The 20,823-nt window shown below is 38.1% G+C and carries 19 protein-coding genes; 18 read left to right on the top strand and 1 reads right to left on the bottom strand.

What is annotated here, in order from left to right:
• The first annotated feature begins 85 nt into the window (after positions 1-85).
• From MKZ30_RS06845 to MKZ30_RS06780, 14 genes are all read left to right on the top strand, one after another.
• On the top strand, positions 86-376 hold the full coding sequence (locus MKZ30_RS06845; protein ID WP_002357513.1) for a BMC domain-containing protein: 291 nt from the start codon (positions 86-88) through the stop codon (positions 374-376).
• Between the two features lie 67 nt (positions 377-443).
• Entirely contained in the window at positions 444-1,013 is a 570-nt protein-coding gene (locus tag MKZ30_RS06840; RefSeq protein WP_002420176.1) for a hypothetical protein, read from the top strand.
• A 3-nt stretch (positions 1,014-1,016) separates the two neighbouring features.
• Positions 1,017-1,652: an ethanolamine utilization phosphate acetyltransferase EutD gene (gene eutD / locus MKZ30_RS06835; RefSeq protein ID WP_002357516.1), complete on the top strand. Its 636-nt coding sequence runs from the start codon at positions 1,017-1,019 to the stop codon at positions 1,650-1,652.
• Positions 1,653-1,666: 14 nt separating this feature from the next.
• Positions 1,667-2,266: a TIGR02536 family ethanolamine utilization protein gene (locus MKZ30_RS06830; protein ID WP_033601237.1), complete on the top strand. Its 600-nt coding sequence runs from the start codon at positions 1,667-1,669 to the stop codon at positions 2,264-2,266.
• A 12-nt stretch (positions 2,267-2,278) separates the two neighbouring features.
• Positions 2,279-2,542: a EutN/CcmL family microcompartment protein gene (locus tag MKZ30_RS06825; RefSeq protein ID WP_002357519.1), complete on the top strand. Its 264-nt coding sequence runs from the start codon at positions 2,279-2,281 to the stop codon at positions 2,540-2,542.
• A gap of 12 nt (positions 2,543-2,554) precedes the next feature.
• The gene (eutH, locus tag MKZ30_RS06820; protein ID WP_002379468.1) at positions 2,555-3,655 is read left to right on the top strand and encodes an ethanolamine utilization protein EutH; all 1,101 of its coding nucleotides are present in this window, start codon (positions 2,555-2,557) and stop codon (positions 3,653-3,655) included.
• A 12-nt stretch (positions 3,656-3,667) separates the two neighbouring features.
• Entirely contained in the window at positions 3,668-4,111 is a 444-nt protein-coding gene (locus MKZ30_RS06815) for a EutQ-related cupin domain-containing protein (RefSeq protein ID WP_002357522.1), read from the top strand.
• A gap of 88 nt (positions 4,112-4,199) precedes the next feature.
• On the top strand, positions 4,200-4,628 hold the full coding sequence (locus MKZ30_RS06810) for a CoA-binding protein (protein WP_002363980.1): 429 nt from the start codon (positions 4,200-4,202) through the stop codon (positions 4,626-4,628).
• A 204-nt stretch (positions 4,629-4,832) separates the two neighbouring features.
• The gene (gene parE / locus MKZ30_RS06805) at positions 4,833-6,890 is read left to right on the top strand and encodes a DNA topoisomerase IV subunit B (RefSeq protein WP_002381887.1); all 2,058 of its coding nucleotides are present in this window, start codon (positions 4,833-4,835) and stop codon (positions 6,888-6,890) included.
• Between the two features lie 12 nt (positions 6,891-6,902).
• Entirely contained in the window at positions 6,903-9,365 is a 2,463-nt protein-coding gene (gene parC, locus MKZ30_RS06800; protein WP_002357527.1) for a DNA topoisomerase IV subunit A, read from the top strand.
• 289 nt (positions 9,366-9,654) lie between these two features.
• Positions 9,655-11,901 (top strand): formate C-acetyltransferase, encoded by a 2,247-nt coding sequence (gene pflB, locus MKZ30_RS06795; RefSeq protein ID WP_033601238.1) that lies wholly within the window; start codon positions 9,655-9,657, stop codon positions 11,899-11,901.
• Between the two features lie 76 nt (positions 11,902-11,977).
• Entirely contained in the window at positions 11,978-12,742 is a 765-nt protein-coding gene (gene pflA / locus MKZ30_RS06790) for a pyruvate formate-lyase-activating protein (protein ID WP_002357530.1), read from the top strand.
• A 95-nt stretch (positions 12,743-12,837) separates the two neighbouring features.
• Positions 12,838-13,764 (top strand): manganese-dependent inorganic pyrophosphatase, encoded by a 927-nt coding sequence (locus MKZ30_RS06785; RefSeq protein WP_002360265.1) that lies wholly within the window; start codon positions 12,838-12,840, stop codon positions 13,762-13,764.
• A gap of 71 nt (positions 13,765-13,835) precedes the next feature.
• Positions 13,836-14,720 (top strand): DUF1803 domain-containing protein, encoded by an 885-nt coding sequence (locus tag MKZ30_RS06780; RefSeq protein ID WP_010816531.1) that lies wholly within the window; start codon positions 13,836-13,838, stop codon positions 14,718-14,720.
• A gap of 58 nt (positions 14,721-14,778) precedes the next feature.
• Here the strand turns inward: MKZ30_RS06780 and MKZ30_RS06775 are convergent, their stop codons facing one another.
• Entirely contained in the window at positions 14,779-15,330 is a 552-nt protein-coding gene (locus MKZ30_RS06775) for a DUF2179 domain-containing protein (RefSeq protein ID WP_002361848.1), read from the bottom strand.
• A gap of 180 nt (positions 15,331-15,510) precedes the next feature.
• Here MKZ30_RS06775 and cls point away from each other — a divergent pair, with 180 nt between their 5' ends.
• The 4 genes from cls to MKZ30_RS06755 all read left to right on the top strand — a co-directional run bounded on the left by cls (position 15,511) and on the right by MKZ30_RS06755 (position 20,810).
• Positions 15,511-16,971, top strand: coding sequence for a cardiolipin synthase (gene cls, locus MKZ30_RS06770; RefSeq protein ID WP_002371124.1), 1,461 nt, complete (start codon positions 15,511-15,513; stop codon positions 16,969-16,971).
• Positions 16,972-17,252: 281 nt separating this feature from the next.
• Positions 17,253-19,133 (top strand): beta-glucoside-specific PTS transporter subunit IIABC, encoded by a 1,881-nt coding sequence (locus tag MKZ30_RS06765; RefSeq protein ID WP_033601241.1) that lies wholly within the window; start codon positions 17,253-17,255, stop codon positions 19,131-19,133.
• A complete protein-coding gene (locus MKZ30_RS06760) occupies positions 19,133-20,542 on the top strand; it encodes a glycoside hydrolase family 1 protein (protein ID WP_002420180.1) in 1,410 nt (469 codons plus the stop codon). The genes MKZ30_RS06765 and MKZ30_RS06760 overlap by 1 nt, the downstream gene beginning before the upstream one ends.
• Before the next feature lie 106 nt (positions 20,543-20,648).
• The gene (locus MKZ30_RS06755; RefSeq protein ID WP_010715217.1) at positions 20,649-20,810 is read left to right on the top strand and encodes a hypothetical protein; all 162 of its coding nucleotides are present in this window, start codon (positions 20,649-20,651) and stop codon (positions 20,808-20,810) included.
• Positions 20,811-20,823: the final 13 nt, after the last annotated feature.

Below are 20,823 nucleotides of genomic sequence, written 5' to 3'. Positions count from 1 at the left end.
TGGATTTAGGGTTTGGGACCTAAGTCAAATTGCTAATTGTCCCAAATTTTTAAAAATAAAACATACATCTTAGGAGGAAATTATAATGTCAAGTACAAATGCTTTAGGAATGATCGAAACTCGTGGTTTAGTAGGTGCTGTTGAAGCAGCCGATGCAATGGTGAAAGCGGCAAACGTTACTTTAATTGGAAAAGAACAAGTCGGTGGCGGTTTAGTTACAGTAATGGTTCGCGGTGACGTTGGTGCTGTAAAAGCAGCAACAGATGCTGGTGCTGCCGCAGCAGAACGTGTTGGCGAATTATTATCTGTCCATGTAATTCCACGTCCACATACAGAAGTAGACGCTATTTTACCTCACGCAACAACTGAATTATAATTTTGATTTTTTGGGGCAGAGGTAGGTTCATTACTTCTGTCCTAAACTTTCATTGAGGAGGGGTGTTATGACAGTTATTACAGAAGATATGCTTCGCAACAAAAGGCTTAAAAAAGAACTAGAAGATGGCACGGATTTTGTGTTTCCTGTAGGCAGTTTTCTGACGCCAGCCGCCAAAAGCTATCTACGCGAGCATCGGATTAATAGCAGCTTCTCTTCAACAAACCCATTGCTTTCTGAGGTTCATTCAGTGAAGGCCTCCTCACAAAAACAAAAACAAGAACATTTATCAAAAGAAACAATTTATGAGATTCGGCACTTAAGCCATCTATTGTATTTGCCTTTCTTAACGAATGAAGCGTTATCAACAGAAGGTTGGTTATATTTCGAACAACAACAACTGTGGTTAGAGAAATTTATTTTAGAACAGTCGCTTGTAATGGAGCCAGTCATTTTGGAATCAAAGGTAACTATTCTAACTAACCAACAGAGACAATGGCGCTATTCCTCAAAAGAAATTCAATTACAACTAGATAAAATTATTCTCCAGTTAAAAGGAGAATCACAACTGTTCGGCCTTTTTCAATCTTGGGCTGCAGAATTAATTAGCACCATGGCTGAAATATCACGAAACTAGGAGATGAACAAATTGGATTCAATGAATGAAATTGTTGAAGAAGTTGTTAAACGAATTCAGCAACAACAACAAAATACTTTTGAAGTTGAAGCTTCTGGCCGACATGTTCATTTGTCTCGTCAAGAGATTGATGCATTATTTGGACCAGGATATCAACTAACAAAAGTGAAAGATTTATCACAACCTGGACAGTTCGTTTGTAAAGAACGAATTACGGTTGCTGGACCTAAAGGACTTTTTCAAAATGTGGTTATTTTAGGCCCTGAACGTAGCGAATCACAAGTTGAAGTTTCTATGACGGATACACGTATTTTAGGAATTAACGCCCCAGTTAGAGAGAGTGGCAAGACAGAAGGGACACCAGGTGTCACGCTGATGAACGGATCAGCAGTTGTGACATTAAGTCACGGCTTAATTGTTGCCAAACGTCATATTCACATGACACCCGAAGACGCCTTGAAAAATAAAGTAAGCAATAGCCAAATTGTGCAAGTCAAAGTGGAAGGCACACGTCCGTTAATCTTTGATGATGTAGTTGTGCGAATCAGTCCGCGATTTGCAACGTACATGCATATTGACTACGATGAAGCCAACGCTTGCGGCTTAACCAAAGGAGCTCGTGGCTATATTCTTAAGTAAAAGGAGGAAGGACAATGAACGTTTCTGAAATGGAAAATTTGATTCAACAGATTACTGATCGAATTTGTCAACAATTGCTGTCGTCGTCTTATTCAGTGGCTTTAGCAGAAGCAAAAGAAGCATTTCCTGAAGAAATGTTTGTTCGTTTTCCTGATGTAAATTGGGTAACCAAGGAGCAGAAGCTAGCACGAGGCTTGGTTGTAAAGAGGCTAACGATTTCCCAAGTAAATGCGATTGCGCATTTACAGGAAACGGATGAATTAGTCAAAAACATCTTAGCATTCTTATTTGAAGGTAAGCCGGTATTGGTTTTAACCCCAATACCTTCAGTGATTAAAAATTCACGATTGAAGTATCGTTTGAAACAAACGATTCAGGAAAACGTGGACATGTGCCAACAGTTTGGGCTGATTTTTTATCATGATTCAGAAAATTATGCTATGTTTCAGGCGGCCTGTCAAAAACAATTTCGTTCTTTGGCGGAGACCAAACGAACCTACATTACTGAAAAACAATTGATAAGAATGACAGAAGCAGGTGTTTCTTTAAGTAAAAATGCCTATTTAACCCCGTTAGCGAAAGATTATGCTAGGAAACATCAATTGCTGACGTAAGGAGGAAAAACGATGCTTTTAGGAAAAGTGACTGGTAGCCTTTGGTCAACAAGAAAAGATGAAAAATTAAATGGCTGGAAATTTATGATGGTTGATATTTTGAATCAAGAGGACGAAAAGCAAGGATTTTTAATTGCTGCTGACAACGCTGGAGCTGGTGTCGGGGACAAAGTGTTAATTAGTCAAGGCAATGCTGCCCGTATTTCGGCAGAAGATCCGAATGTCCCAATTGATGCAATGATTGTTGGTGTCATTGATTCTACAGAGGAAGAATAGGGAGGACGAGACATGAGCATTAATGAAATTATTATGTATATTATGGTTCTTTTCATGATTATTGGAGGAATCGATAAATGTATTGGCAACAAACTAGGTTTAGGGGAGCAATTTGAGGAAGGGATTATGGCTATGGGTTCTCTAGCGCTTTCTATGGTAGGGATTATCACTTTAGCGCCTGTCTTAGCCAATCTTTTAAGTCCGATTGTCGTTCCTGTCTATGAATTACTAGGTGCTGATCCAGCAATGTTTGCCACAACCTTATTGGCTAATGATATGGGCGGCTTTGCGTTAGCACAACAATTAGCCAATGATCCACAAGCTGGTTTATTTGCGGGGGCAATCTTAGGTGCAATGATGGGACCAACGTTAGTCTTTACAATTCCAGTAGCGCTGGGCATTATCCAAAAAGACGACCAACAATTCTTAGCAACGGGTGTTTTGAGCGGGATTATTACAATTCCTTTTGGTTTATTAGCAGGTGGTTTAACAGCTGGCATGCCATTGTCATTGATTGTTCCTAACTTAATTCCAATTATTATTGTTGCCGCTTTAATTATTTTAGGTTTGTGGTTAGCGCCAAATGGCATGATTAAAGGCTTCCAAATTTTTGGTCAAGGCGTAGTGATTGTCGCTATCTTTGGTTTAGTTGTGGGGGCGATTCAACTATTATTAGGAATTACAGTGATTCCTGGTATTGCACCAGTTACTGAAGGTATTGAAGTCGTTGGCGGGATTGCTTTAACTTTAGCTGGCGCTTTCTGTTTAGTAGCTGTGATTACGAAAGTCTTTAATAAACCATTGATGAAACTAGGAAAAGTTTTAGGAATGAATGAAGTAGCGGCTGCAGGAATGGTTGCTACATTAGCTAACAATATTCCCATGTTCCAAATGTTAAAAGACATGGATAATCGAGGAAAAATTATTAATATCGCTTTTGCTGTTTCGGCTTCTTTCGTTTTAGGTGATCACCTTGGTTTTACTGCAGGCGTAGCAAAAGAAATGATTTTTCCAATGATTGTTGGAAAATTAGTTGGAGGGATTACCGCCATTTTTGTGGCTATCTTTATGGCAAATCGAATGCTAGGGAAACCCGAAACAGAAGTGAAATAATGAGGTGTAAATATGACAGAATTAAATCGTGAAATGATTGAAACGCTTGTTCGACAAATTGTTACAGAAAAATTAATGCCGACTAAACAAGTGGATCCCAGTGGAATTATGTCCATCAAATTACCCGAAATTGACGTAACAGAAGACGATCGCTTAGATACAGGCAACCCAGCGGACATTGTCTACACAAAAGATCTGTTTTCTTTAGAAGAAAGCCCGCGCCTTGGTTGCGGTTTAATGGTGATGAAAGATACCACCTTCGACTGGACGCTAGAATACGATGAAATTGATTATATTATTTCAGGACAATTAGATATACTGATTGACGGACGTAAAATTTCTGCAACAGCCGGCGAAATTATTTTAATCCCGAAAAGTAGCAAAATTCAATTTTCAGTGACGGGTGATGCCCGCTTTGTCTACGTGACCTATCCAGCAGATTGGCAAAGCCAATAATTATTTTGTCGGTATTCAGAGAATAATTTTGCCAAAACCCTTTACTCAGCGTTATAATAAATAAGAACGAAAAAAAGGGGTTGAGTGAATGACATTTGAGAATCCAAGTCAAAATCAAATTTTTGATATTTTAAAACAAGCAAAAAATATTGCGGTGGTTGGTTTGAGTAACAAGCCCGACCGCACGAGTTACAAAATTGCGGAAATTTTACAGCAACATGGCTATCGTGTGTTACCTGTCAATCCAGTTTTAAAAGGCGAAACGGTGCTTGGCGAAACGGTTTATGGGACATTAACAGAGATTCCTGAAAAGATTGATATTGTTGACGTCTTTCGGCGGAGTGAATTTTTGCCAGAAGTGGCCGCAGAAACATTGAAAACAGAAGCGCCTGTCTTTTGGGCCCAACTAGGTTTGGAAAACGAAGAGGCAGCGAACTTGTTATTAAATGAAGGTCGGCAAGTTATTATGAACCGTTGTATTAAAATTGAATTGGCAAAAATGGCAGATGCTGAATAAACACGTGTAATTTTATAAAGAAAGAGCGTCCTGAACGGAAAGCTCTTTTTTTTTTGACCCAGATAGAGTATTATTGTAATGATGGTTTTAGAAGGAGCGAACGGAAAACGCAAGAAACCGGCTCACTCTTCTTCTAATTCTTTAAGAAATAGTTAATGTACGCTTATTAACTAAACGAGAATCTAAGTATAAGGAGTTTTTTCTTTGGCTAAAAAAATTAACAATGAGTACAATGATGCCTCTATCCAAGTCCTAGAAGGATTGGAAGCAGTGAGGAAAAGACCTGGTATGTATATCGGTTCAACCGATAGCCGTGGACTCCATCACTTAGTCTATGAAATTGTCGATAACGCAGTCGATGAAGCGTTATCTGGCTACGGGAATGAAATCAACGTAACCATCCAAAAAGATAATAGTATTTGTGTTGCAGACTCTGGCCGCGGAATGCCAACAGGGATGCATGCTTCTGGTATCCCAACAGTAGAAGTCATTTTTACTGTCTTACATGCGGGTGGTAAGTTTGGCCAAGGTGGCTATAAAACTTCAGGCGGACTCCATGGGGTGGGTGCCAGTGTTGTTAATGCCTTATCTAAGTGGTTAGAAGTTCATATTGTTCGTGATGGCGTAGAATACATGGAACGATTTGAGGACGGCGGTAAACCAGTTGGTACCTTAAAAAAAATCGGCAAAACAAAAAAACGCAACGGTACCTCTGTTACTTTTTTACCTGACGACACTATTTTCTCTACGACAAATTTTTCTTACGAAATTTTAGCAGAACGTTTGAGAGAATCAGCTTTCTTATTAAAAGGCGTCAAAATTACTTTAACAGATGAACGTGGGGAAGAACCCAAAGAAGAAGTCTTTCACTACGAAGAAGGCATTAAAGAATTTGTTGCCTATCTAAATGAAGAAAAAGATACATTAACACCCGTTGTTTATTTTTCAGGAGCCAAAGAAGGTATTGAAGTTGAATTAGCCTATCAATACAACGATGGCTATTCTGAAAATGTTTTATCTTTCGTTAACAATGTCCGCACAAAAGATGGAGGTACCCACGAAGTCGGTATGAAAACGTCAATGACAAAGGCGTACAATGAATATGCACGTAAAGTAGGACTATTAAAAGAAAAAGATAAAAATTTAGAAGGTAGCGACTTCCGTGAAGGCTTAGCAGCCGTCCTTTCTATTCGAGTACCAGAAAACTTACTACAGTTCGAGGGCCAAACCAAAGGGAAATTAGGTACACCTTTAGCAAGAACCGTTGTCGATAACGTCGTAGGCGAACAAATGGGCTTCTATTTACAAGAAAACAGTGAAATGAGTCAATCATTAATTCGGAAAGCGATTAAAGCCCGTGAAGCCCGTGAAGCGGCTCGCAAAGCCCGTGAAGAAAGCCGGAACGGTAAAAAACGGAAAAAAGGCGAATCGTTACTTTCTGGAAAATTAACACCGGCTCAATCTAGAAATCCTAAGAAAAATGAACTATATCTTGTCGAAGGAGACTCGGCCGGTGGCTCAGCAAAACAAGGACGCGACCGGAAATTTCAAGCCATTTTACCGCTACGAGGAAAAGTCATTAATACGGAAAAAGCGAAAATGCAAGACATCTTGAAAAACGAAGAAATCAATACTATGATCTATACAATTGGCGCAGGCGTCGGTCCTGAATTTTCAATTGAAGATTGTAATTATGATAAAATCATCATCATGACCGATGCGGATACCGATGGTGCCCATATTCAAGTGTTGCTATTAACGTTCTTCTATCGTTATATGAAACCATTAATTGAAGCCGGCAAAGTCTATATTGCCTTACCACCTCTTTATAAAGTCTCTAAAGGAACTGGAAAAAAATCAGTCATTGAGTATGCTTGGACCGATGGTGAATTGGCAGAAGTGATTGATAAAGTTGGTAAAGGCTATATGCTCCAACGCTATAAAGGTTTGGGTGAAATGAATGCAGAACAACTTTGGGAAACAACGATGGATCCTGAAACTAGAACCTTAATTCGTGTTCGGATTGATGATGCAGCTCAAGCAGAACGCCGTGTGACCACATTAATGGGCGACAAAGTCGAACCTCGTCGAAAATGGATTGAACAACATGTTCAATTTACATTGGAAGAAGATGGCAGTATTTTAGATCGTTCAGAAGAAGACACTTCTGCACCAACAGGAGAAAGTCTTTTAGATGCGGAAAAAACAAAAGAAGCAGAACAAACCGATGACACTGAAATCAGTTTGTTTGACATAGAGTAGGGAGTGACAATTTTGGAAAAACGCCAAGAAGTTCAAGAATTAACCCTTGAAGAAGTAATGGGCGATCGTTTTGGAAGATATTCCAAATACATCATTCAAGAACGGGCCCTACCAGATATTCGAGATGGGCTAAAACCAGTACAACGCCGCATTCTCTTTTCAATGAATAAAGATGGCAATACCTTTGATAAAGGCTTTCGTAAATCAGCAAAATCTGTCGGAAACATTATGGGGAATTATCATCCCCATGGCGACAGTAGTATTTATGAAGCGATGGTCCGTCTAAGTCAAGACTGGAAATTACGGGAAGTACTAATTGAAATGCACGGAAACAACGGAAGTATGGATGGCGACCCGCCAGCGGCGATGCGTTATACAGAAGCTCGTTTATCACAGTTAAGTGGTGAGTTGTTAAAAGATATCGACAAAAATACCGTCGATTTCGTCTGGAATTTTGACGATACAGAAAAAGAACCCACTGTTTTACCAGCCAAATATCCTAATTTATTGGTAAATGGCTCAACGGGGATTTCAGCAGGTTATGCAACAGAAATTCCTACACATAATTTAGCGGAAATTATTGATGGGACCGTGTATTTAATTGATCATCCTAATGCAAGTTTAGAGAAATTAATGGAATACATTCCAGGACCAGATTTTCCAACAGGTGGGATCTTACAAGGAAAAGCAGAAATTAAAAAAGCCTACGAAACCGGCCGTGGTAAAGTAATTTTACGTGCGAAGACAAAGATTGAGCCCTTAAAAGGCGGCAAACAACAAATTGTCATTTCTGAAATTCCTTATGAAGTCAATAAAGCAACGCTAGTGAAGAAGATGGATGAAATCCGTTTAAATAAAAAAGTAGACGGCATTGCCGAAGTTCGTGACGAAAGTGACAGAACTGGCTTGCAAATTGTTGTTGAACTAAAAAAAGATGTCAATGCAGAAGGTATTTTAAATTATCTATTTAAAAATACTGAATTACAGATTAACTATAATTTTAATATGGTTGCGATTGACAACATGACCCCGCAACAAGTGGGCCTTAAACGGATTTTAGAAAGTTACATTACGCACCGCAAATCAGTTATCATTAATCGTTGTCAATTTGAGTTGGACAAAGCTCGCAAACGTGAGCACATTGTTGCTGGTTTAATTAAAGCATTGTCTATCTTAGATAAAGTGATTGCAACAATCCGTGGCAGTAAAGATAAAAAAGATGCGAAGAAGAACTTAGTATCCGACTATGCGTTTACTGAAGAACAAGCTGAAGCAATCGTTACTTTACAGCTATACCGTTTAACCAATACGGATATTACTGATTTACAAGAAGAAGCAAAAACTTTAGAGCAACAAATTGCTGAGTTATTGAACATTTTAAACAATGAAAAAGAACTATTCTCAGTCATGAAAAAAGAACTTCGCGAAGTTAAAAAGCAATATGGCAATCCTCGCTTAACTCAAATTGAAGAGGAAATCCAAGAAATCAAGATTGAAACAGCCGTGTTAGTTGCACAGGAAGACGTGGTCGTAACCGTGACGCACGAAGGCTATATCAAACGGAGTAGTATTCGTTCTTATACAGCATCAAAACCAGAAGAAATCGGCATGAAAGAAGGCGACTTTTTACTATATGCTGGCGAAGTCAATACATTAGATCATCTTTTACTAGTAACAAATAAAGGAAATATGATCTATCGCCCCGTCCATGAGTTGCCAGATTTACGCTGGAAAGAAATTGGCGAACATATTTCTCAAACCATTTTAAATCTTGCTATCGATGAATCGATTATTGCTGTATATCCTTATAAAGAGTTAAGTCCGACAAAAACCTTTGTTTTCATTACAAAAGCTGGCATGATTAAACAAACCAAAATGGCTGATTTTGAGCCTTGGCGCACTTATAAGAGCCGCCCGACATCTTGTATGAAATTAAAATCAGACCAAGATGAAATTACCAATGTTTATTTAACAAATGATCAAGACTTATTGGATGTTTTCCTCGTTAGCAATCGCGGTTTTGGCTTACGTTATCCATTATATGAAGTACCAGTCGTGGGTAGTAAAGCGGCTGGAGTTAAATCAATGAACCTCAAAGAAGACGATTATGTCGTTAATGGTTTACTGGTTCATTCTGAAGGGGATACACCAATTGTCATCGTTACCCAACGTGGCGGTGTTAAACGTATGTTAGCCCAAGAATTAACACAATTAGGACGAGCAAAACGTGGATTAATGGTCTTACGGGAATTGAAGAAAAATCCACATCGTGTTGTCTTTATGTCTGAAAGTACCGATTTAGATTTATTAGTTACTACGCAAAAAGGCACACAAGAAGTTATTCAGTCGAAAAACTATCCAATCAGTGAACGAACATCCAACGGTTCCTTTGTCATCGATGAACAAAAAGATGGCCAAGTAATGGAAGTCCACGAGATGCATTCTGCAGTGATTGAAGAAGAGCAAACAAACTAAACTGTGTTATAAATATCTCGACAGCAGCCATCTGTATTAATACAGATGGCTGCTGTTTTTAATACAGAAGTACATTTTTCACAAGTGATAACAACTATAAATCGTTCTTATTTTCACAAGTATAAATGTTTATATATCAGCGTTTAGAATCTTCGCTCCCCATTTATTTATTAAGAAAGTGCAATAAATAATAAAAAAACGCTTGCATCTAAAAGGTTATGTGTTATACTAATCACATAAAGCTGTTACATACAATCAAGTAGCAGTTAACTAAGGAGGCAAACACTTCATGAAACAATGGGAAGGCTTTAAAGGCGACAAATGGAGAACAAGCGTTGACACTCGTGATTTTATTCAAAACAACTACACAGAGTACAAAGGCGACGACAGTTTCTTAGAACCAATCGCTCCAAGCACTGACAAATTATGGACAAAACTACAAGAATTATTTGAAATCCAACATGAAAAAAATGGCGTTTATGACATGGATAGCGATATCCCAGCAACTATTACGTCACATGAACCTGGTTACTTAATTAAAGAAGAAGAAAAAATTGTCGGTTTACAAACAGATGTACCATTAAAACAAGCATTTATGCCATTCGGTGGTATTAAAATGGCGAACAATGCCTTAGTTTCAAATGGTTATGAAACTAACGAAGAAATGACAAAAATCTTCACAGAATACAGAAAAACACATAACCAAGGTGTTTTTGATGCCTACACAGCTGAAATGCGTTTAGCACGTAAAAACAAAATCATTACTGGTCTTCCAGATGCTTATGGCCGTGGCCGTATTATCGGTGACTATCGTCGTATCGCATTATATGGTATCGACTACTTAATGGAACAAAAGAAAAAAGATCATGATAACACTGGTAACAAAGAAATGACAGACGATGTTATTCGCTTACGTGAAGAAATTTCTGAACAATACCGTGCGTTAAATGACTTAAAACAAATGGCTGCTTCTTATGGTTTCGATATTTCTCGTCCTGCTGCAAATGCGCAAGAAGCAATCCAATGGTTATACTTTGGTTACCTAGGTGCCATTAAATCTCAAAATGGTGCGGCAATGTCAATTGGTCGTATCTCAGCATTCTTAGACATCTATATCCAACGTGACTTAGAAGCTGGTTTAATCACTGAATTTGAAGCACAAGAAATGATTGACCATTTAATCATGAAATTACGTATGGTTAAATTTGCACGGACACCAGAATACAACCAATTATTCTCTGGTTATCCAATTTGGGCAACATTATCTATTGCTGGTATGGGTATTGACGGTCGTTCATTAGTTACCAAAAATGACTTCCGTATCTTACACACCTTAACAAACATGGGACCATCTCCAGAACCGAACTTAACTGTATTGTATTCTTCTCACTTACCAGAAGGCTTCAGAACATATGCAGCTAAAATCGCGAAAGAAAGCTCATCTATCCAATTTGAAAACGATGACTTATTACGTGAAAACTGGGGTTCTGACGACTGCGCAATCGCATGTTGTGTTTCTGCAACAGTTATGGGTAAAGATATGCAATTCTTCGGCGCTCGTGCGAACTTAGCGAAAGCTGTTCTTTATGCAATTAACGGCGGGGTCGATGAAAAAACTAAAATGCAAGTAGCACCAAAATATCGTCCAATGACTGGTGACAAATTAGATTACCACGAATTCATGGAACGCTATAAAGACATCTTAGACTGGTTAGCTGAATTGTACGTTAACACATTAAACATTATTCATTACATGCATGATAAATATGCATATGAAGCACCACAATTAGCTTTAATGGATACTGATTTACAACGGACATTCGCAACTGGTATTGCCGGAATCTCTCATGCGACTGATAGTATCATGGCAATTAAACACGGTGAAGTAGAAGTAATCCGTGACGAAGATGGTATGGCAATTGATTATGTACCAACAAAAGAATTCCCAACATACGGAAATGATAACGAAGAAGCCGATGCAATGGCTAACTGGATTTTAGATTACTTTATGACACAAATTAAACGTCAACACACATACCGTAACTCTAAACCAACGACTTCATTATTAACAATCACTTCAAACGTTGTTTATGGTAAAGCAACAGGGAACACGCCTGACGGACGTCGTGCCGGCAAACCTCTTGCACCAGGTGCGAACCCAAGTTATCAAGACGGTAAATTCTTAGGTGAGAAAAATGGCTTGTTAGCTTCATTAAACTCAACAGCTCGTTTAGAATATACAATCGCTTTAGATGGTATTTCTAATACACAAACCATCAACCCTAATGGTTTAGGTAAAGACGACGACACAAGAATTAACAACTTACGTAACGTATTAGATGGCTACTTCGATAAAGGTGGTTACCACTTAAACGTAAACGTATTTACAAACGAATTATTATTAGATGCACAAGCACATCCAGAAAAATATCCAAACTTAACTATCCGTGTATCTGGATATGCCGTGAAATTCCGTGACTTAACTCCTGAACAACAAGCAGACGTTATTTCAAGAACTTCACACGACAGACTATAAAAAACATTTACATTATTTAACTGAAAGGGTGACATTTAACGTGTCATCCTTTTCGTTTGAAAGAAGAGGGATCATTATGACAACACCAGTTACAGGTAGAATTCATTCAACAGAAAATTTTGGTACCGTTGATGGCCCAGGTGTCCGTTTTATTGTATTTACACAAGGGTGTCGCATGAGATGTCAATTCTGTCATAATCCAGATACTTGGAAAATTGGTTCCGGTGGTCGTGTGGTGACGACTGACGAAGTATTAGAGGAAGCATTACGTTTTCGCTCTTATTGGGGCGAAAAGGGTGGTATCACTGTCAGTGGTGGTGAGCCGCTATTGCAAATGGACTTTTTAATCGATTTATTTAAAAAAGCCAAAGCACAAGGCATTCATACCACCTTAGATACGTGTGGCAAACCTTTTACTCGGGAAGAACCCTTCATTAGTCAATTTGATGAATTGATGAAGTACACAGATTTACTCTTATTCGACATCAAACATATTGATAACGAGCAGCATAAACTGTTAACAACGCAATCAAATGATAATATTTTAGAGATGGCTACCTATTTATCTGAAATTGACAAACCTGTTTGGATTCGCCACGTATTGGTGCCTCAACGTAGTGATTACGACGAATATTTAATCCGTCTGGATGCCTTCATAAAAACATTAAACAATGTAGATAAAGTTGAAGTGCTTCCTTACCATACGATGGGCAAGTACAAATGGGAAGAACTAGGTATTCCTTATCCATTAGAAGGAATTGAGCCTCCTAAAAATGACCGTGTTGAAAATGCGAAAAAACTACTACATGTCGAGGACTATCAAGGTTATCTAGCACGTTAACAGACGAAAAAATAGAAAAGAAGACAATTTTTTTGTTGTTTCTTTTCTATTTTTTGTTATCATTAAGAGTGAATCAAAACCAAGGAGTGTGTATTATGTCAAAAATTTTAGTTTTTGGACACCAAAATCCTGATACAGATGCTATCGGAGCAGCAATTAGTTTTGCTTACTTACAAAAAGAATTAGGAAAAGAGACAGAAGCTGTCGCTTTAGGAACACCAAGTGAAGAAACTCAATATGCCTTAGATTACTTCAATATTGAAGCACCACGTGTTGTCACTGAAGCAGCTAGCGAAACAAACCAAGTCATGTTAGTGGATCATAACGAATTCCAACAAAGCATTTCAGATATCGCTGAAGTAAACATTTTAGCAGTAGTGGATCATCACCGGATTGCCAACTTCGAAACAGCAGATCCATTGTATTATCGTGCAGAACCAGTAGGGTGTACCAGTACAATCATCTATAAAATGTTTAAAGAAAATAACGTGACAATTCCAGCTCAAATTGCTGGTATGATGGTCTCAGCGATTATTTCTGATACATTATTATTTAAATCACCAACTTGCACACAAGAAGACATCGATGCAGCGCACGCCCTAGCTGATATTGCTGAAATCAATTTAGAAGGCTATGGTCTTGACTTATTAAAAGCAGGAACAAATTTAAGCGATAAATCAGCTGAAGTTCTTTTAGATTTAGATGCTAAGAGCTTCCCAATGAACGGCAAAACAGTTCGCGTTGCCCAAGTAAATACCGTCGACTTAGCAGAAGTTTTAGATCGTCAAGCTGAATTAGAAGCAGCTATGGCCGCAGAAAATGCAGCCAATAATTATGACTTGTTTGTCTTAATTATTACGAATATCCTAGACAGTGATTCTGAATTATTAGCGATTGGTGCGGAACAAGCCAAAATTGAAGCAGCATTCAATGTAACATTAGTTAACAATCGTGCGTTCTTACCAGGCGTTGTTTCTCGTAAAAAACAAGTAGTACCACAATTAACAGAAGTCTTTAACTAAAACCGTAAGCGCCTAAGCAACGCGATAAATTCCTTGTTGCTTAGGCGCTTCAATAGTAAAGGGGCGTTAACATGAATGATTTAGCAATTTACTATCATTCTCCGCAACAAACGAAACAATACAATCATTTGCTCAACCAATCACTTTTTTTCCCTCTTGTTACTTTTATGTATGAACATCGGGAAGAAAGAATCATTTTAAGACAATTAAAAGCGGCCTTTGCAACAGAAGGCAAGTTAGAACAATTTTTATCAGAAATGATTGATTGTCAGTTAATCATTCGGGAAAATCGTCAATATCGTTTGAATTTTCCTATTTATACGGCAGCTGAAGTTGCGAGTTTGACCTTGGCTGAAGACGAACTTCCTAAGTTTAAAGGAACTGTAACAGAGCAATTATTTTGGCTAGCTGAATCTTTTTGGCCACAAGTGTTTCCAGAAGAGGAAGACTATTTTTTTGGCGTGAGCGGTGGCCCCTCATTCTATCAAAAACAAAGATTGGCCTCGGCACAACTATCTATGATTACGCTTGAAAAAGAAAAGACAGAGGTTCCAACAATGCCTCGTTATTTTGATTACTTGGGCAAAGAGCAATCCTTGCCAGAAGCCTTCAGTGCTTTATATGACTTGCTAGGAGACGTAAATCCTGAATACTATCTTTCACAAGCGAGAAGAGTTATTAAACAAGCTCTGCGAGGCCGCAAAGTCAGTACTGTGCCTAATATTTTTCAAGAAAGTTTGCACTTGACCCAAGTGATTACGATTGACCAGGACCACTTAAAACTCCTTTTACCAGTAGCAACGGAACAAGCCGAGCCTTTAGAAGCACAGTCGGATATTCTAGCATTTTATTATGAAAAAATTGCTAACCGATCGGCCATCGAACGCTTAGTTTTTATGCAACAATTGATTGAGCAACTAGGTACGAACTCTCTAAGTTATCTTAGAATAAATTAAAGTTACGATAATTTTATTATGTAAACTAAAAATCAATGACAAGAAATGACGCCGCTTCTTAGTGAGAAATGGCGTCATTTCTTTTGCGAACTTTTTTCGTCCAAAAACCACCGGAAATGAACTTAGGCTCATAGGAAATGATAAATGCTCTCGGCTCTAATTGATTGATTAATTTGTACAATGTACGTTCGTTTTTTCTTGGGGAAAGGATTTCTAAAACCATTCGTTCTCCTTCGCGTCCGTAGGCGACACTTTGCGTAACACCATAGCCGTGTTCACGAAGTGTTTCTGGTAAATGAAATTGTTCAGTAGTAGAAGGGAGGATAACCGATACCATAATATAACCCAAGGCCAAATAGTCTTCGATTTTAATTCCTACACTAATGCCAACAGCGTAACCAAGCGCATAAACAAGTAAATTTAAAGGATTGTCTAACCGATTCAGAACCATACTTAGCCCTAAGACATAAATTGTTATTTCAGCCATACTAACCAGCGGTGCAATAACCCGATAACCTTTCATCGTTAACATAAAACGAATAGTATTTAAGGTAATATACGCAAAATTAATGATAAAAATCATAGCTAACATTTTCAAATCAACAACCATAAAATAAGTACCTCTTTTCAAAATCTTTACATCCAGCCCTCATTATAGTACAGAAAAACTGAGAATCAAAGGCGAAACACTTATAGAAATGAATTCTTTTTTGAATACTCGCTCATATTATTCGCCTAATTTAACTGTTATTTGATATAATCTTAGTATGAAGTAAGAAGGAGGTAAGCGATGAAAATTTTTGTTTGGATTTTGTTATTTTTATTAGTAATTAACGTTATTGCTGCCTTAATTACTGTTTTTAGAAAACCTCGTAGTATTTCCAGCGTTTTAGCATGGATGATGACGTTGATTTTCTTGCCTGGTATCGGCTTTATTATTTACTTATTCTGTGGGCGAGGTATCGATGGACAAGAAGTTTTTAAATTGTCTGATGATGAAAAACAAATGGTTCAACGAATTAAAGAAAAAGTGGACGTTGATAACAAAAAAGCAGGGCGCGATAAACGTTATGATTTACTTTATGATGCGAAAGTTTTAAATCGTTATTTCCGGAATATGGACGCATCACCGTTGGCCAAAAGAAATAGTTTGCAATTATTCACAGATGGCCAAGAAAAATTCCAAGCATTATTTGAAGATATTCGTGCAGCGAAAGAAACCGTTCATGTGGAGTATTATGCGTTTTTTAATGACACAATTGGCAATCAATTTTTAGATGTATTAATCGAAAAGTTGCATGAAGGCGTGGAAGTTTACTTAATTTACGATCCTTGGGGTTCACCCGGCGCAAATAAAAAGTTTTTTGCTCGTTACGTTGACGCTGGAGGAAAAGTAGCTCCCTTTATTACTTCTCGCGATATGATCCGTAAAACACGTCTAAATTATCACTTGCATCGAAAAATTGTTGTCATCGATGGGAAAATTGGCTGGACCGGCGGGTTCAATGTTGGGGATCAATATTTGAATGTCACCGAAAAATTTGGTTACTGGCGAGATACCCATATTCGTTTGGTCGGGACGGCCGTATTTTCATTGCAAGAGATATTTATCATGGATTGGAATGCTTCAGTCAAATATCCTGAAGAACGTATGACGTATCATGAAAAATATTTTAAATTACCAGAAGATCATGAAGTGGAGCATTTGTCCTTACAAGTTGTTTCAGATGGTCCTGATTCAGAAGAAGAAATTTTGAAAAGCGGGTTTGTTCGGATGATTTTTTCTGCAGAAAAGAGTGTCTGGATTCAAACACCGTATTTAATCCCTGACGATAGTATGATTAATGCGTTGTTAGTGGCGGTTCGTTCAGGTGTCGACGTGCGAATTATGATTCCTTGTATGCCTGACCATCCCTTTATTTACCGCGCAACACAATATTACGCGAATTACTTACACAAACGCGGCATTAAAATTTATATTTATGATAGTGGGTTTATTCATGCAAAAACAATGGTGATTGATGATGAATTAGCTATGGTTGGCACAACAAACCAAGATATTCGCAGTTATTCATTGAATTTTGAGGTAAGTACGTTTATTTACAATCCCGACATTGCGTGGATGTTAGCGCAAGTCTTTGAAGAAGATATAGAAAAAAGTGTCTTACTAACCGACGAGATAATTAAAAAACAAGGGTACTGGCTACGCTTCAAGCAAAACTTTTCACGCTTGTTGTCACCAGTCTTGTAATCAATAAATCAGCAGTGAATGTAGTAAACTACTATTTTCACTGCTGATTTTAGTAACAAAACACTGAGGTGGTCTACCTAATTCATTGATAATCCCTCTAAATAATGGTAAATTAAAAATAAATTCAATCAGCTATTCTATCGTGAGAAACATAGTTATTACGTAGATCAGATCAAAGGGACATTCACGACGAGCAAATATTGAGTGTGTTTGCTGAAACGTGCATGTGTGATTTGATCTTTTTTATTGAGCTGTTATTTTATAGATAAGGAGTGGTCACCATGGACTACCAAGCAATAGCAAAAGAAATTTTGAAAGACGTAGGTGGCAAAGACAATATCGTGGATGTCACACATTGTTATACACGATTGCGTTTCGTATTGAAAGACACGAAACAAGTGAACAAAGAAACCTTACTACAAACAGAAGGTGTCATTTCTGTTGTTGAAAGTGGCGGTCAGTATCAAGTGGTTTTAGGCAATAAAGTCGCGCATGTCTATAATGTTTTAGAACCTTTGTTGGCTCAGCAACTTACGACCAAAACATCCATAAAAGAAAAAAATTCATTAGGCAATCGAATTTTAAATACTGTTGCCGCGATTTTCACGCCTGTCGTACCAGCAATTGCCGCTTCAGGCATGTTAAAAGGAATTCTAGCCATTGCTGTGATGGTCGCAAACAATTTTTACCAGGTCGATTTAAAACCTTTGAATACGTATATTATTTTAAGCGCCGCTTCCGATGCACTTTTTTATTTTATGCCAGTTATTTTAGGTTATTCAGCTGCTAAGGTTTTCAAAACAAACGAATATATCGCTATGGTAATTGGTGCCACCTTATGTTATCCGACCATCGTTTCATTAATGACTGAAGAATCAGCGGTTACCTTGTTTGGATTACATGTGACCAAAGCCAATTATGTTTCCACGGTAATTCCTATTATTCTTGCAATTTTTATTTTAGCTTATGTGCAACGCTTTTTGGAAAAAGTGATTCCAGAAGTTCTAAAAATTATTATGGTTCCTACGCTATCATTACTTTTAATGATTCCAGCCACTTTATTATTATTTGGACCGATAGGGATTTATTTAGGTGACGGCGTAAATTGGTTGTATTATTATATAATGAATTTGAGTCCCATCTTGTTAGGCGGTTTTATCGGTGGAATTTGGTGTGTCTTAGTCATTTTTGGGGCTCACCGCGGACTTGTACCAATTGGGATTAATGATGTCGCTCGAACAGGTCGGCAAAATTTGCTAGCTTTTGCTGGTGCAGCGAACTTTTCTCAAGCGGGCGCCGCATTTGGCGTGTTTGTCCGCACAAAAAATAAAGGCTTGAAAGCCGTTGCTGCCTCTGCAACAGTGACTGCATTATTTGGTATCACAGAACCAGCCATTTATGGTGCAAACTTGCGGCTAAAAAAACCGATGATTTATGCGGTGGCTAGCGGAGCAGCAGGTGGGGCCTTAATGGGCTGGGGCGGCTCCTATGGGACAGCCTTCGCTAACCAAGGACTCTTGACCATCCCAGTTTACGCAGAAGCAGGAACCAAAGCCTTTATTTGTTATTTATTAGGTTGTGGTATTGCTTTTTTTGGTGCATTTCTATTAACGATTTTTCTAGGCTTTAATGATTTACCGCTTGACGATTCACGTCAAGAACCCGTATTAAAGACCGAGGCAACGACAGTCAAAGAAAAGCAACGGATTCAAGCACCTCTTCAAGGACAACTCGTATCTTTAGACCAAATCAACGATGAAGTCTTTGCTTCTCAACAAATGGGAAAAACACTAGCTATTTATCCGATAGAGGAACAAATTGTTTCTCCAGGAAATGGTCAGGTGACGGCTTTATATCCAACTCATCATGCAATTGGCTTAAAGTTAGACAATGGTGCTGAAATCCTCCTTCACATTGGAATCAATACCGTCGAATTAAAAGGGCAGGGATTTGAAACGTTCGTAAAAGTAGGAGAAAGGGTCAGACTAGGACAGAAACTGCTCTCTTTTGATAAACAAATCATCCAAGCTGCTGGTTATGATCCAACCGTCTTAGTCATCGTAACAAATACTGCGGAAATGGCTATAATTGAGACAACCAAACAAACAGAGATTACACCACAAACAAATTTATTTTTCATGCAAGTAAAGGAGCAAAACTAATGGTTAAACAATTTAAGAACGATTTTTTATGGGGCGCTTCTTCCTCCGCTTTTCAAATTGAGGGAGCTTGGAATGAGGACGGCAAAGGCCTAACAGTTGCTGATTACAATTCTTTTAAAAAGTCAGCTGTACAAGCAGATACGAAAGTCGCCAGCGATTTTTACCATCGTTTCAAAGAGGACATTGCGTTAATGAAAGAATTAGGCTTAAAAACCTATCGTTTTTCTCTTTCATGGGCACGAATCATTCCAACAGGTGATGGCGAAATCAATCAAGCCGGCATCGATTTTTATAATGCCGTCATTGATACACTTTTAGAAAACGATATTTTGCCGTTTGTCACACTGTATCATTTTGATTTACCTTTTGCGTTGGTGGAAAAATACAATGGTTGGGCGGATCGTCGCTGCGTTTCCGCATTTCAACACTATGCGCAAGTTTGTTATCAAGCGTTTGGTGATCGAGTCAAAAATTGGCAGGTTACAAACGAACAAAACTTAATGATTCGTGTCGATGAACGAATGAATATGTACGATGTTGCACCAGAAAATGCTGAAAAAATTCGTGCACAAATGGATTACCATATGTTTGTTGCCCATGCGCTAGCGACGAATGATTGTCACCAATTGGTCGCTGGGGGAAAAGTCGGTCCCTCTGTTTCCTCAACGATGACTTATCCTAGTTCCAATAAGCCTGAAGATGTTTGGGCGGCTCGTATGAATGATAACTTTAAAACGAATTACGCTCTAGAAATGTATTGTTTTGGCGAATACCCTGGTTACTATCAAGAGTATTTGACCAAATGCGGCATTTATCCCGAAACACAGCCAGAAGATCAAGCAATTTTGAAAGCCGCTAAACCAGATTTTATCGCTCTTAATTATTATCGAACGTTAGTCGCTAGCTATTTACCGACAGATGAGCAACACCCATTGGGTACGAAAGAAAAGGACATTGATTTTGATCTATACGGTTATTTTAAAATCGAAAAAAATCAACATTTAAAAACCTCTAAGTATGGTGCCCAAATTGATCCAACTGGTCTACGTTTAGTTTTAAATGATTATTATCGTCAATACCGTTTGCCGTTAATCATTACAGAAAACGGTTTAGGCACACCCGATCACCTAACAGAGGACGGAAAAGTTCATGATGACTATCGAATTGCGTATTTGCATGATCATATTGCTGCTTGTCATGCGGCTATTTCTGACGGTGTTGAGTTGTTTGGCTATTGCCCTTGGTCGGTCATGGATATTTTAAGTTCTCATCAAGGATTCAAAAAACGCTACGGTTTTATTTACGTCAATCGTGAAGACCATGAGTTAAAAGATTTACGACGCATTAAAAAAGATAGTTTTTATTGGTACCAATCAGTGATTAAAAATAATGGGTTACCAGAAGAATAGTGACCAAAAAGGATCATCCATTGCATAAGTGGGTGATCCTTTTGTTTTCAAGTTCTCTCATTCCGTGTTAGGCTTACTAATAAACCCGTTAAAGGTGGTGAGAGAGATGAATAATTACGATTTATGGAAATGGGTTGCAGGTAAACGAACCGAAAAAAATCAAAATGAAACCTATAGCGCCAAAAATTGGTGGTATGTTTTACTAATGCTCGGTGTATTTGTAGGGATCATGTTGTTGTATTATTTAATCTCTGTGCTTTGGAATTAAGGGAAAATGATAA

The sequence above is a fragment of the Enterococcus sp. LX10 genome (assembly GCF_023539285.1).
In the GTDB taxonomy this organism is placed as follows: Bacteria; Bacillota; Bacilli; order Lactobacillales; family Enterococcaceae; genus Enterococcus; species Enterococcus faecalis.
This window is presented reverse-complemented; position numbering and strand designations above follow the sequence as displayed.